Here is a 13,661-nt window from a genome sequence, read left to right as displayed (position 1 = left end):
CCCTCCCCTGTTGCCTCAGACCTTGACTGCCAGCGCGGGCTGCCACGGCCCGAGATGGAACTTTCCGTCCGGCGCGGTGCCGGTCGATCCCAGCTCCACCCCGACCTGCTGCCACTTGCCCGGAGGCGCGTCGATCGCCGCGGGATCGGGGCTGATGTTGAAGGCGCAGAACAGCTCTTCGCCACTGACCTTGCGGCGGAAGCTCAGCACGGTGCCATCGGTCGACAGATCCTCCATGCTGCCCTTGCCCAGCGCCTTGTGGCTGTGACGGAAAGAGATGGCGCGGCGGTAATGATGCAGGATCGCCGCCGGATCCTTTTCCTGATCCGACACGGTCATGCGCAGATGTTCATGGCTGACCGGCAGCCACGGCTTGCCTTCGGTGAAGCCGCCGTGATGTTCGTCCGGTTCCCAGACCATGGGCGTGCGGCAGCCGTCGCGGCCCTTGAAGGCGGGCCAGAAGCTGATGCCATAGGGATCCTGCAGATCCTCGAAGGCCAGTTCCGCCTCGGGCAGGGCCAGTTCCTCGCCCTGATAGATGCAGGCGGAGCCGCGCAGGCACATCATCAGCGTGGTATACATCCGCGCGGCGGCATCGCCGATCCCCCAGCGCGAGACATGGCGCACCACGTCATGGTTCGAAAACGCCCAGCAGGCCCAGCCATCGCTGGCGACAGAGGCCACCTGATCCATCACGTCCTTGACATAGGAGGCGGTGGGCGCCTTGGCCGACAGCAGCTCGAACGCATAGGACATCTGCAGATGATCGGTGCCGCCGGTATATTCGCCAAGCACTTCCATGCCGCGCAGATCCTCGCCGATCTCGCCCACGGCGGCGGCGTTGTAGCGGTCCATCAGCTTGCGCAGCTTGGCAAGGAACAGCAGGTTTTCCGGCTGGGTCTTGTCGTAAAGATGCTCCTGCCAGGTATAGGGATTCACGGCAGGCGCGGTGATCGGGTTGCGCATGTCTTCGGCCAGCGCGGGATTGTCGCGCAGCTGTGAATCGTGAGTGTAGAAGTTGACGGTATCCAGCCGGAAGCCATCGACGCCCCGGTCCAGCCAGAACTGCGCGATGTCCAGAAGAGCCTCCTGCACCTGCGGTTCGTGGAAGTTCAGATCCGGCTGCGAGGTCAGGAAGTTGTGCAGGTAATACTGGCAGCGCGTGGTGTCCCACTGCCATGCAGAGCCGCCGAAGATCGACAGCCAGTTGTTGGGCGGCGTGCCATCGGGCTTGGCATCGGACCAGACGAACCAGTTGGCGCGGTCATTGTCGCGCGACGAGCGGCTTTCCTGAAACCACGGATGCTGGTCCGACGTGTGCGACAGCACGAGGTCGATCATGACCTTCAGCCCCAGCAGATGCGCGGTTTCCACCAGCGTGTCGAAATCGGCAAGGCTGCCGAACATCGGGTCGACGTCGCAGTAATCGCTGACGTCATAGCCGAAATCCTTCATCGGCGACCGGAAGAACGGCGAGATCCACACCGCGTCCACCCCCAGCGAGGCCACATGCGGCAGCCTGCGGGCGATGCCCAGCAGATCGCCGATGCCATCGCCATTGGTGTCCTGAAAGCTGCGGGGGTAAATCTGATAGATCACCGCGCCCCGCCACCAGTCGCTGTCGGCAGGCACGGGGAGTTTTCTTTTTTCGGTCATGTAAGATCGATCCTTGAGGTCATTTGACAGAGCCCGCGAGCAGGCCCCTGACGAGATATTTTTGCATGGCGAAGAACACCATCAGCGGCACGGCAATCGACACGAAAGCCGAGGTGGCCAGAATTTCCCACTGTCCGCCCCGCGAGCCCATCAGGTTCACCAGCCGCGCGGTCAGCACCAGACGGTCATCGTCGGTGCCCAGAAAGACTAGGGCGACAAGAAGATCGTTCCACGTCCAGAGGAACTGAAAGATCGCAAAGCTGGCCAGAGCGGGAAAGGACAGCGGCAGCACGATCTTCACGAAGACCTGAAAATCGGTGGCCCCGTCCACCCGCGCGTTTTCGATGATGTCCTTGGGCAGACCCACCATGTAATTGCGCAGCAGATAGATGGCCAGCGGCAGGCCAAAGCCGGTATGGGCCAGCCAGACCCCCAGATAGCCCTTGCCGATGCCGATGTCGTTGTGCAGCTGCAGAAGCGGGATCAGCGCCAGCTGCAGCGGCACCACCAGCAGCCCGACCACCGCCGCCACCAGCAGCGCCCGCCCCGGAAATTCCATCCATGCCAGCGCATAGGCGGCAAAGGCGGCGACAAGGATGGGAATGACCGTGGCTGGGATCGACACGGTCAGCGTGTTGAGAAAGGCCTGCCCCACCCCCGCGCCCGAGGTGCTGCCCGACAGCACGTTGCCATAGTTCTGCAGCGTGAATTCCGGCGGCGTGGTGGCGGTGGTGAAGACCCGCGGCAGCCGCTCCCCCTCGAAGCTTTGCGGCGCGCTCAGCCGGAACAGGCCGCGGTCATCGACGACCAGCTGCCAGCCATCGTCCAGATCCACGCTCTGTCCGGGCTCGTAGGCCTGCGGCGCGCGCGACGAGGTGCCCCATGCGGTCAGCGTGGTGTCGGTGGCGGGAAACAGCGTGCCTTCGATGACATAGGTTGCGCCCTGCTGCTGTTCCTCCCCCTCCAGCCGGATGGCGGGGGCCTGCCGTTCCTGCGCGGAAAAGGCCGACCACCAGCCGGAATTGCTGATCTGGTCCGCCGTGCGGAAGGACGACACCAGCAGCCCCAGCGTCGGCAGCAGCCACAGCGCCACCAGCACCACGACCGACAGATGCACCACCCATGTCAGCGCGGGTTTGCGTCCGGCGATATTGTCCATGTCCCTGCCCCCTCAGCGCGTTTCGCGACGCACGTTCACGACGTTCCAGACAAGGATGGGCAGCACCAGCAGCATGATCACCATGGCCGCAGCCGAGCCCACCCCCCAGTCGAAGGCGCGGAACATCTTGTCATACATGTAATTGGCCAGCACCTGCGTCTCCCACTGGCCATTGGTCATGGCCAGCACGATGTCGAAGATCTTCAGCACCACCAGCGTGATCGTGGTCCAGACCACCACGATGGTCGACCGGATCTGCGGCACCTTGATGCGGAAGAAGATCTGCAGCGGGCTTGCGCCATCGACAATCGCCGCCTCCACCGTCTCTTCGGGGATGCCGCGCAAGGCGGCGGACAGGATCACCATGGCAAAGCCGGTCTGGATCCAGATCAGCACCGCCATCAGGAAGAAACTGTTCCACGGCGCCATGGTCAGCCATGTCTGCGGCTCGCCCCCCAGCCCGGTCCAGATCGCGTTCAGGATGCCGATCTGCTCCTGCCCGACGGGACGGAAATCATAGACCAGCTTCCAGATCACCGAGGCGCCGACAAAGGAGATCGCCATGGGCATGAAGATCAGCGATTTGGCGATATTGCCCCAGCCGATGCGGTCGGTCAGCTGGGCGGCCAGCAGGCCGAAGGCGGTGGAGGCGGCAGGCACCACCACCAGCCACAGCAGGTTGTTGCGGATCGCCTCCCAGAATTTCGGATCCTGCGACATCTGCGCGTAATTCGCCAGACCCACGAAGGCGCCGCCCTGATCGCGGTCGGTCAGCGACAGCCACAGCGTCGCCAGCACCGGCCAAGCCAGATAAAGGCCCAGCGCGAACATCGCCGGGAACAGGAACAGCCAGGGCCGGATCATGCTGGCGCGGCGGATGTTGCGCGCGATATTGGCGCCGCGCGCCGGAAAGATCACCCGGTCCAGCAGCTGGTTCGAGGCCCAGAAATAGCCGATGCAGGCTCCGAGCCCGATGACGATGGTCAGAACGGCCTGAACTGCCGGATGCATGGCGACCTCCCCTGCGACACGAAAGGCCGGACCCGGCAGGGTCCGGCGCGTGGGTTACTTGTTGGCGTCCCAGCTGCGCTGGATTTCCGCCGCCACATCCTCGGCAGAGGCACCGCCCACATAATCGACCATGCCGGTCCAGAAGCTGCCCGCGCCCACCGCACCCGGCATCAGATCGGACCCGTCAAAGCGGAAGGTGGTGGCATCCAGCAGGATTTCCCCCTGCTTGCGCAGCGGCTCGCTGCCATAGGTGTCGGCATTGGCGCCCTTGAACGGCGTCAGGAAGCCCGACTGCGCCATCCAGATCTCATGCGCGATGGGGGTCTGCAGAAACTCGATGAAGGCGCGCGCCCCGGGGCTGTCCTTGGTGATGAAGGCCAGAGTGCCCGCCCCCAGCACCGGCTTGCCCAGATCGCGGCCCTCATAGGCGGGCATATAGAAGAAATCCGCATCCAGCCCCAGTTCCGTGCCTTCGGGGAAGAAGGTCGGGATGAAGCTGGCCTGATGGTGCAGGTAACATTGCGGCGGCGAGGCAAAGAGCCCGTTCGGGCTTTCGCGGAAATCGGTGGTGGCGACGGCCCCGGCCCCGCCCGCGACAAAGGCATCGTTGCGGGCGAACCAGCCGAATTCCTCGATGGCTTCGATCACGCGCGGATCGTCAAAGGCGATCTCGTTGGACACCCACTGGTCATAGACCTCGGGCGGCTGTACGCGCAGCATCAGATCCTCGACCCAGTCGGTGGCGGGCCAGCCGGTAGCCCCCCCCGATCCCAGCCCGATGCACCACGGTGTTTCGCCCTCCTCGGCCATCGTTTCGGTCAGGGTCTTCAGATCCTCCAGCGTCTCGGGCACCTCATAGCCTGCATCCTCGAAATTCTCGGGCACATACCAGACCAGCGATTTGACATCGATCTTGTAGGGAAAGGCATAAAGCTGGCTGTCGCCCTCGGGTCCGGGGAAGGATCCAAGGCTGACCCAGCTGTCGCCCGCAGCGTAATTCTCGCGCAGCCAGTCGGCGGTCTCCTCTCCCAGCGGCTCGACAAAGCCCTTGGAGACCAGATCGGCGATCAGCCCCGGCTGCGGCAGGATGGCGATGTTGGGCGGACTGCCGGCTTCGGCGTCGATGACAATCTGCTGTTCATAGGTTTCGGACGAGGCGTAGCTGACATTGGCCCCCGTCGCCTCGGCGAAATAGGCCAGCACGGATTCCACCAGCGCCTGATCGTCGCCGCGCCACGGGCCGAAGATGTTGACCGTCTCGCCGGAAAGATCATGCTCTGCGGCAAACTCCTCGTAGCTCTGCCAGTTGAAATCGCCCTCGCCGGGGGTGAACACCATCTGCGCCTGCGCCGTTCCCGCCAGCAGCGCCAATGCGCCCGCCGTGCCCCAAAGGCACAGGCGCCGTCCGCCCGTCTTCGTGATGAAGGTCATGGCCTCGTCTCCTCATGTCTCTGGCGCAGCCTCCCCGCGCCGTCGCTGCGGTTGCGGCAGAATCGCCTCAAACCGCTTTGAACATGTCGAAGCGTCCCGCTTTTGATGCAACCTGTCAATCAGGGACCGCCTGTTAACCCCGCGTCTTCTGCACCTTGCGGCGGGATTTGCGGGCAGTTCGGAAAGGGTCTTCACCTTTTCCGGCATTTGGCGCTAGGCTTGAGCAAGCTCGAAGCGCTTTGGAGATCCGGCGATGAACCTGAAACAGCTGGCCGCCCATCTCAACCTGTCGCAGACCACGGTCAGCCGCGCGCTGAACGGCTATCCGGAGGTCAACAAGGACACCCGCACCCGCGTTCTGGAAGCGGCGCAGGCGCTGAACTATGCCCCCAATGCCCGCGCCAAGGGGCTGGCCACGGGCCGCGCCATGGCCATCGGTCATGTCATCCCCAGCTCCAAGCAGCACGAGATGGTCAACCCGGTCTTCGGGGATTTTGTCGCGGGCGCGTCAGAGGAATACGTCAAGGCGGGCTATGACATGACCCTGTCGCTGACCGATGACCGCGACGAGGAGGAGAATTACCGCCGCCTGAAGGCGAAGGGCAATGTCGACGGGCTGATCGTGCACGGGCCGAAGATGGCGGATGCGCGCATCCCGTTCCTGATAGGGCTGGGCCTGCCCTTCGTGGTGCATGGCCGCGCCTCGGATCTGGCGCAGCCCTATTCCTGGGTGGATGTGAACAACACCCGCGCCTTTCGCCGCGCCACGGAATTTCTGATCGATCTGGGCCACCAGCGGATCGGGCTGATCAACGGGCTGGAATTCATGGATTTCGCCCATCGCCGCCGCATGGGCTACGACGCGGCGCTGGCCGCGCGCGGGCTCGCGCCCGATCCAAGGCTCATGGCCTCTGACGAGATGACCGAACCTTACGGCTTTGCCGCCGCTTCCCGGATGCTGGCGCTGGACCAGCCGCCCAGCGCCTTTCTGGTGTCTTCGCTGATCAGCGCCATCGGGGTGCGGCGGGCGATTCACGCGGCGGGGCTCGAGATGCCGCGCGACGTGTCGGTCATCACCCATGACGATGATCTGAGCTATCTGCGCAACGGCCCCGACGTGCCGGTGTTCACCGCCACGCGGTCTTCGGTGCGCGAGGCGGGGCGCATCGCCGCCGCGCTGCTGCTGCGCCATATCGCCGAACCGGGCCGCCCCGCCGAACAGCACCTGCTGGAGGCACAGCTGATCCTTGGCGCCTCCACCGGCCCTGCCCCCCTGTCCCGCATCTGAGGAGCGCCCATGTTCACCCGCAAGGATTTTCCCGAAGACTTCCTGTTTGGCACCGCCACTTCCAGCTACCAGATCGAAGGCCACGGCTTTGGCGGCGCCGGGCGCACCCATTGGGACGATTTTGCCGACACGCCCGGCAATGTGGTCCGGGCCGAACATGGCGCGCGCGCCTGCGATCATTACCATCTTTACGAACAGGATCTGGATCTGGTCGCCGCTGCCGGATTCGACGCCTACCGCTTCTCCACCTCATGGGCGCGGGTGCTGCCCGAGGGGCGCGGCCCCGTGAACACCGAGGGGCTGGATTTCTACGACCGGCTTACCGATGCCATGCTGGAGCGGGGGCTGAAACCCTGCGCCACGCTGTACCATTGGGAACTGCCCTCGGCGCTGGCCGATCTGGGCGGCTGGCGCAACCGCGACGTGGCCAGCTGGTTTGCCGATTTCACCGAGATCATCATGGACCGTATCGGCGACCGCATGTGGTCGGTGGCCCCCATCAACGAGCCGTGGTGCGTGGCGTGGCTGTCGCATTTCTACGGCGCCCATGCCCCCGGCCTGCGCGACATCCGCGCCGCCGCCCGCGCCATGCACCATGTGCTGCTGGCCCATGGCCGCGCGATCGAGGTGATGCGCGCGCAGGGTCTGGGCAATCTGGGCGGGGTGTTCAATCTGGAATGGGCCAGCCCCGCCAGCGACGAGCCAGAGGCGCGCCACGCCGCCGCGATCTATGACGGCATCTACAACCGCTGGTTTCTGGGCGGGGTGTTCAAGGGCGCATACCCGCAGATCGTGCTGGACGGGCTGGAGCCGCATCTGCCGCAGAACTGGCAGGACGACTTCCCCACCATCACGCAGAAGCTCGACTGGTGCGGGCTGAATTACTACACCCGCAAGCGCATCGCCCCTGCCCCCGGCCCGTGGCCTGCGCTCTGCGAGGTCGAGGGACCGCTGCCCAAGACCGCCATGTGCTGGGAGATCTATCCGCAGGGGCTGCAGGATTTCCTGATCCGCACCGCTGCCGAATATACCGGCGATCTGCCGCTCTACGTCACCGAAAACGGCATGGCCGCCCCCGACCAAATGCGCGGCGGCGACGTGGACGACCCCGACCGCCTGTCCTATCTGGCCGCCCATCTGGAGGCACTGCGCGCGGCGCAGGCACGGGGTGTTCCGGTGAAGGGGTATTTCGTCTGGTCGCTGCTCGACAATTACGAATGGAGCTTCGGCTACGAGAAACGCTTTGGCCTTGTGCATGTGGATTTCGACACGCTTGCGCGAACGCCCAAAGCCTCCTACCACGCGATGGCGTTAGCGCTAAGGAAGGATCAGAACCGATGAGCGGCAAGGACGGAACAGCGGTGCTGGCCGATATCGGCGGCACCAACACACGGGTGGCGCTGGGGCGCAATGGCGCAATTGTCGAAGGCTCGGTGCGGCGCTACCGCAACGCGGAAAATGACGGCATCGGCGCGGTGCTGGCGCAGTATCTGGCGGAAACCGGCATGCGCCCGCAGGCGGCCTGCGTCGCGGTGGCGGGCCCGGTGCGCGATGGCGCGGGACGGCTGACCAATATCGACTGGGACATCGACCGCGCCACCCTGCATGCCGCCACCGGGGCCGAGGTGATTTCCGTGCTCAACGACCTGCAGGCGCAGGGTCATGCGCTGGGCCATCTTGCCCAAGGCTGCCTGACCCCGATCCTGCCCGGCCAGCCCGCGAGCGCGCAATCGGCGCGGCTGGTGATCGGCGTGGGCACCGGCATGAACGCCGCCCCGGTGTTCCGGCTGGACGACCGCACGCTGGTGCCGCCCGCCGAGGCCGGGCATGTGGCCATCCCCGTGCAGACCGAGGAAGAGCTGCGCCTGCTGCGCTACATCTCGCGCAAGCATGACGGCCCGAGCGTGGAACATATCCTGTCCGGGCGCGGCTTCGAACGGGTCTATGCGTGGCTCTGCGAAGAGGATGGCGCGGGCACGCCGCTGGAGGCGGCGCAGATCATGGCGGCCATGGATGACGGCAGCGACCCGCGCGCCCGCCGCACGGTGGAGGTCTGCGCGCGGATGCTGGGCCGGGTCTGTTCCAACCTTGCGCTGACCCTGCTGCCCTTTGGCGGGATTTACCTGATCGGCGGCGTGGCGCGGCATTTCGGCCCGCATCTGCTGGATTGCGGCTTTGCCGAAGCCTTTGCCGACCGGGGCCGCTTCCGCGACTTCATGGGGCAGTTCCCGGTCAGTCTGGTGACCGACGATTACGCCGCGCTTACCGGCTGTGCCCGGCATTTGAGCGAAATGCCCGAGGCGAGGGCGTAAATCCCCGCACCGCCATCATTTCATCACGAATTCTGTTCATCACGCGGGCAGGTGCACAGGATATGCTCTGATGCGCTGCCCGCATGACCCCGCCTCATTTCAGCTCCGCGAGTTCTGACCATGACCAAGCTGCCTTCCCTCCGGGAGTCGATCCTTCAGCATCTGCGCTATTCCTTCGGCAAGGATCCCGAACACGCCATTCTCGAAGACTGGCGCATGGCGGTCAGCTATGCCGTGCGCGACCGGATCACCGATGCGTGGATCAACGCCACCCACCGCACCTATGACACCGGCGCCAAGCGGGTCTATTACCTGTCGATGGAATTCCTGATCGGGCGGCTGCTGGAAGACGGCATCGTCAATCTGGAACTGGTGGACGAGGCGCGTGCCGTGCTGGCCGAATTCGGCAAGGATTATCAGGCGGTGCTGGCGGACGAGCCCGATGCAGCCCTGGGCAATGGCGGGCTGGGGCGGCTCGCGGCCTGTTTCCTTGAAAGCCTGTCAACGCTGGGCTGTCCGGCGCATGGCTATGGCATCCGCTACGAACACGGGCTGTTCCGGCAGAGCTTCGTCGACGGGCGGCAGGTGGAAATGCCCGAGCACTGGCTGGAACAGCGCCACGCCTGGGAATTCGAACGCCCCGAAGTGCGCTACCGCGTGGGCTTTGGCGGGCATGTCGACACGCGCGGCGAGACCGTGCGCTGGTATCCCGCCGAAGAGGTGGAGGCCGAAGCCTTCGACACGCCGGTGGTGGGCTGGAAGGGCCGCTGGGCCAACACGCTGCGGCTCTGGTCGGGGCGGGCCATCCACCCCTTCGATCTCGACCGCTTCAACCACGGCGATTACGCGGGCGCCGCCCAGCCCGAGGCGCTGGCGCGCACCATTTCCCGCGTGCTTTATCCCGATGACACCACCGAACAGGGCAAGGAGCTGCGGCTGAAACAGGAATATTTCCTGACCTGCGCCGCGCTGCGCGACATCCTGCGCCGCTTCAACAACCAGTTCGGCGACCTGCGCAAGCTGCCCGCCAAGGTGGCGATCCAGCTTAACGACACCCATCCCGCGATTGCCGGGCCGGAACTGGTGCGGGTGCTGCATGACGAACGCGGCCTGCCCTTCGACGACGCGCTGGAGATCGCGCAGGGCTGTCTGAGCTACACCAACCACACGCTGCTGCCCGAGGCGCTGGAGGCATGGGACGAGTCGCTGTTTGGCCGTCTGCTGCCGCGCCATATCCAGCTGATCGACCGGATCGACGCCACCCATGCCGCGCGCAACCCGTCGCGGCAGCAGTCCATGCGCGCCGACCATCAGGTGAAGATGGGGCAGCTCTCCTTCGTGATGGCACATAAGGTGAACGGCGTGTCGGCACTGCATACCGACCTGATGAAATCCACGGTGTTTTCCGAACTGCACCGCCTGCATCCCGACCGCATCGTGAACCAGACCAACGGCGTGACCCCGCGGCGCTGGCTTCTGGGCTGCAACCCGCGGCTTGCCTCGCTCATCACCGAGTCGATCGGCGAGGCTTGGGTGGATGATCTGGACCAGCTGACCCGGCTGGAGCCTAACGTGCAGGATGCCGCGTGGCTGGACCGCTACGCGCAGGTGAAACGCGACAACAAGGTGGATCTCGCGAACTGGATGGCGCGGCATCATGGCGTGCATGTGGATCCGGACATGCTGTTTGACGTGCAGATCAAGCGGCTGCACGAATACAAGCGCCAGCATCTGAACATCCTCGAGACCATCGCGCTCTGGTCCGAGATTCGCGACAACCCCGAGGCAGGCTGGACGCCGCGGCTGAAGCTTTTTGCGGGCAAGGCGGCGCCGGGCTATTTCTTCGCCAAGGACATCATCCGGCTCATCAACGATGCCGCCGCCGTCATCAATGCCGATCCGGTGACCGCCCCCTATCTGAAGGTGGCCTTCCTGCCGAATTATAACGTGAGCCTTGCCGAACGGCTGGTGCCTGCGGCCGACCTCTCCGAGCAGATCTCCACCGCCGGCAAGGAGGCATCGGGCACCGGCAACATGAAATTCGCGCTGAACGGCGCGCCGACCGTGGGCACGCTGGACGGGGCCAATGTGGAAATCCGCGAACATGTGGGGGCGGAGAATTTCTTCCTGTTCGGGATGACGGCGGAAGAGGTGATGGAACGCCGCCATGTCGACGGGCATGCATGGCGCGCCATCGAGGCTGACCCGCGCCTGCGCCGCGCGCTGGATTTGATCCGCGACGGGCGATTCTCGCCGCAGGATCCGGGGCGCTATCACGGCATCACCGGCAATCTGGAAGGGCCGGATTATTTCCTCGTCTGTTCGGATTTCACCGATTACTGGCGCGCCCAGCGCGAGGTGGACGCGGCCTTTGCCGACCGCAGCCGCTGGTCGCGCATGGCGGCCTGGAACACAGCGCGGTCTGGCTGGTTCTCCTCTGACCGGACGATCCGCGGTTACATGGCTGACATCTGGAACGCGCAGAGTCTGATCGGGGCCTGACCGGGGCCTCACCGCGGCGATTGCAAGCATAAGGGAACGGGCTACAGTCAGATCATGAACAGCAAAACCCAGCCCGATCCCGCCCTGCAGCGCCTTCTTGACGGCGACCATGACGACCCGTTCGCGGTCCTTGGTCCCCATGAGATCGACGGGCTGCGCCATGTCACCTGCTTTGACCCCGGCGCCCATGAGATGGCGGCGGTGGTGGCGGGGGTGCGGCACCCGCTGGACCCGGTGCCGGGCGCGCCCGGCGTTTTCCGTGGCCCGGTGCCGGGTGATCTGGAGTATCACCTGCGCGGCAGTGCCAATGGCCATGTCTGGGAGATGGAAGACCCCTATCGCTTCGGTCCGGTGCTGGGCGATCTGGACGAATACCTGCTGGGCGAAGGCAGCCACCTGCGCATGTGGGAGGTGATGGGCGCCCATCCCCGCAGCCATGACGGCGTGTTCGGCACCCATTTCGCGGTCTGGGCCCCCAATGCCCGGCGCGTGTCGGTGGTGGGCGATTTCAACGGCTGGGACGGGCGGCGCCATCCGATGCGCCGCCGCGGCGCCACCGGCGTGTGGGAGATGTTCCTGCCCGGCGTCGCGGAAGGCGCGTTCTACCGCTACGAGATCAAGGGCCCCGACGGGCGCATCCAGCCGCGCAAGGCCGATCCCTTTGGCTTCGGCTCGGAACATCCGCCTGCCAATGCCTCCATCGTGCGCGACATCACCGGCTATGGCTGGTCTGATGACGACTGGATGACCAGCCGCGCCGCAGCGCATGACCCCAAGGCGCCGATTTCCATCTACGAGGTGCATCTGCCCTCGTGGCGGCGCAAGGACTGGGGGCGCCCCATTTCCTATGTCGAGGCGGCAGAGGAACTGGTGGCCTATGTGCGCGACATGGGCTTCACCCATATCGAACTGATGCCGGTCAGCGAATATCCCTTTGACGGCTCGTGGGGATACCAGCCCATCGGGCTTTACGCCCCCACCATCCGTCACGGGCTGCCGCATGAATTCCGCGACCTGATCAATGCCGCGCATCGCGCCGGGCTTGGCGTGCTGCTTGACTGGGTGCCGGGGCATTTCCCGTCAGACGCGCATGGGTTGGGCCGGTTCGATGGCACCGCCCTTTACGAACATGCCGACCCGCGCGAGGGCTTCCATCACGACTGGAACACGCTGATCTACAATTACGGGCGGCGCGAGGTGTCGAATTTCCTCACCGCCAACGCGCTGTACTGGCTGGAAGAATACCATGCCGACGGGCTGCGCGTGGATGCCGTGGCCTCCATGCTCTATCGCGACTATTCGCGGCCCGCAGGCGAATGGGTGCCCAACAAGGATGGCGGGCGCGAGAATTACGAAGCCATCGCCGTGCTGCAGCGGATGAATGTCGAATCCTATGGCCAGCATGCAGGCATCATGACCGTGGCCGAGGAAAGCACCGCCTTTCCCGGCGTGTCGCGCCCCGTGGATGCGGGCGGTCTGGGCTTCGGGTTCAAATGGAACATGGGCTGGATGAACGACACGCTGGAATACATGCGCAAGGATCCGCTGTACCGCAGTTTCCATCACCACCAGATGACCTTCGGCCTGCATTACGCCTATACCGAGAATTTCATCCTGCCGATCAGCCATGACGAGGTGGTGCATGGCAAAGGCTCCATGCTGGGCAAGATGCCCGGCGACCGCTGGGAAAAATTCGCCAATCTGCGCGCCTATTACGGCTTCATGTGGGGCCATCCGGGCAAGAAGCTGCTGTTCATGGGGCAGGAGTTTGCGCAGGTGCATGAATGGAATCACGACGCGCAGATCGACTGGGGGTGCCTTGCCGATCCCTCCCATGCCGGGATGCAGCATCTGGTGCGCGACCTGAACCGGCTTTACCGCGAAGAACCCGCTCTGCACCGGCTGGATGCCGATCCGGCGGGCTTTGCGTGGATCGAAGGCGGCGACACCCATAATTCGGTGTTCTCCTGGATCCGGCGCGGCGCCGAAGGCGATCCGCAGGTGGCGGTCATCTGCAACTTCACCCCCCGCGCCCATCACGGCTACCGCATCGGCCTGCCCGCCGCGGGCCGCTGGCGCGAGGCGCTGAACACCGATGCCGCACTTTACGGCGGCGACAACCGCGGCAATTTCGGCGCGGTGGAGGCCAAGCCCGGCGCAAGCCACGGCCAGCCCGCCATGGCCGAGGTGACGCTGCCGCCGCTGTCGGTGATCTATCTGGTGCAGGACGACGCCTGACCCACGGAACAGGCCCCGACCCGGGCCGCAATCACGCGGGCAAAGCCCGCACGCAGGAGGAGGA

Annotated in this window: 9 protein-coding genes; 5 read left to right on the top strand and 4 right to left on the bottom strand. The window is 65.1% G+C overall.

Features of this window, described 5'->3' with window-relative positions; translation table 11 throughout:
- Positions 1-15: 15 nt before the first annotated feature.
- The 4 genes from BLR51_RS12050 to BLR51_RS12035 are packed head-to-tail and all read right to left on the bottom strand — an operon-like array spanning position 16 to position 5,257.
- Positions 16-1,656 carry an alpha-glucosidase gene (locus BLR51_RS12050; RefSeq protein WP_207543623.1) on the bottom strand — a complete coding sequence of 547 codons (1,641 nt, stop codon included), beginning with the start codon at positions 1,654-1,656 and terminating at the stop codon, positions 16-18.
- A 19-nt stretch (positions 1,657-1,675) separates the two neighbouring features.
- On the bottom strand, positions 1,676-2,815 hold the full coding sequence (locus BLR51_RS12045; RefSeq protein WP_089847239.1) for a carbohydrate ABC transporter permease: 1,140 nt from the start codon (positions 2,813-2,815) through the stop codon (positions 1,676-1,678).
- A gap of 12 nt (positions 2,816-2,827) precedes the next feature.
- A complete protein-coding gene (locus BLR51_RS12040; RefSeq protein ID WP_089847237.1) occupies positions 2,828-3,826 on the bottom strand; it encodes a carbohydrate ABC transporter permease in 999 nt (332 codons plus the stop codon).
- 54 nt (positions 3,827-3,880) lie between these two features.
- Positions 3,881-5,257 (bottom strand): ABC transporter substrate-binding protein, encoded by a 1,377-nt coding sequence (locus BLR51_RS12035; protein WP_089847235.1) that lies wholly within the window; start codon positions 5,255-5,257, stop codon positions 3,881-3,883.
- Positions 5,258-5,510: 253 nt separating this feature from the next.
- Between BLR51_RS12035 and BLR51_RS12030 the strand changes: the two genes are divergently transcribed.
- The 5 genes from BLR51_RS12030 to glgB all read left to right on the top strand — a co-directional run bounded on the left by BLR51_RS12030 (position 5,511) and on the right by glgB (position 13,597).
- Positions 5,511-6,545 carry a LacI family DNA-binding transcriptional regulator gene (locus BLR51_RS12030; protein ID WP_089847233.1) on the top strand — a complete coding sequence of 345 codons (1,035 nt, stop codon included), beginning with the start codon at positions 5,511-5,513 and terminating at the stop codon, positions 6,543-6,545.
- Positions 6,546-6,554: 9 nt separating this feature from the next.
- A complete protein-coding gene (locus BLR51_RS12025; protein WP_089847230.1) occupies positions 6,555-7,886 on the top strand; it encodes a GH1 family beta-glucosidase in 1,332 nt (443 codons plus the stop codon).
- Positions 7,883-8,857 (top strand): glucokinase, encoded by a 975-nt coding sequence (locus tag BLR51_RS12020; protein WP_089847227.1) that lies wholly within the window; start codon positions 7,883-7,885, stop codon positions 8,855-8,857. The genes BLR51_RS12025 and BLR51_RS12020 overlap by 4 nt, the downstream gene beginning before the upstream one ends.
- A 120-nt stretch (positions 8,858-8,977) precedes the next feature.
- A complete protein-coding gene (locus BLR51_RS12015) occupies positions 8,978-11,359 on the top strand; it encodes a glycogen/starch/alpha-glucan phosphorylase (RefSeq protein ID WP_089847225.1) in 2,382 nt (793 codons plus the stop codon).
- Positions 11,360-11,413: 54 nt separating this feature from the next.
- A complete protein-coding gene (glgB, locus tag BLR51_RS12010; protein ID WP_089847223.1) occupies positions 11,414-13,597 on the top strand; it encodes a 1,4-alpha-glucan branching protein GlgB in 2,184 nt (727 codons plus the stop codon).
- Positions 13,598-13,661: the final 64 nt, after the last annotated feature.

Source organism: Salipiger marinus, assembly GCF_900100085.1.
Lineage (GTDB): Bacteria > Pseudomonadota > Alphaproteobacteria > Rhodobacterales > Rhodobacteraceae > Salipiger > Salipiger marinus.
The sequence above is the reverse complement of the archived record's forward strand: the minus strand, read 5'-3'. Positions and strand labels throughout refer to the sequence as shown.

Excerpts from the sequence above, each read along its gene's own strand:
- BLR51_RS12050 (WP_207543623.1), bottom strand. The coding sequence starts at position 1,656 with ATGACCGAAAAAAGAAAACTCCCCGTGCCTGCCGACAGCGACTGGTGG.
- BLR51_RS12045 (WP_089847239.1), bottom strand. The coding sequence starts at position 2,815 with ATGGACAATATCGCCGGACGCAAACCCGCGCTGACATGGGTGGTGCAT.
- BLR51_RS12040 (WP_089847237.1), bottom strand. The coding sequence starts at position 3,826 with ATGCATCCGGCAGTTCAGGCCGTTCTGACCATCGTCATCGGGCTCGGA.
- BLR51_RS12035 (WP_089847235.1), bottom strand. The coding sequence starts at position 5,257 with ATGACCTTCATCACGAAGACGGGCGGACGGCGCCTGTGCCTTTGGGGC.
- BLR51_RS12030 (WP_089847233.1), top strand. The coding sequence starts at position 5,511 with ATGAACCTGAAACAGCTGGCCGCCCATCTCAACCTGTCGCAGACCACG.
- BLR51_RS12025 (WP_089847230.1), top strand. The coding sequence starts at position 6,555 with ATGTTCACCCGCAAGGATTTTCCCGAAGACTTCCTGTTTGGCACCGCC.
- BLR51_RS12020 (WP_089847227.1), top strand. The coding sequence starts at position 7,883 with ATGAGCGGCAAGGACGGAACAGCGGTGCTGGCCGATATCGGCGGCACC.
- BLR51_RS12015 (WP_089847225.1), top strand. The coding sequence starts at position 8,978 with ATGACCAAGCTGCCTTCCCTCCGGGAGTCGATCCTTCAGCATCTGCGC.
- glgB (WP_089847223.1), top strand. The coding sequence starts at position 11,414 with ATGAACAGCAAAACCCAGCCCGATCCCGCCCTGCAGCGCCTTCTTGAC.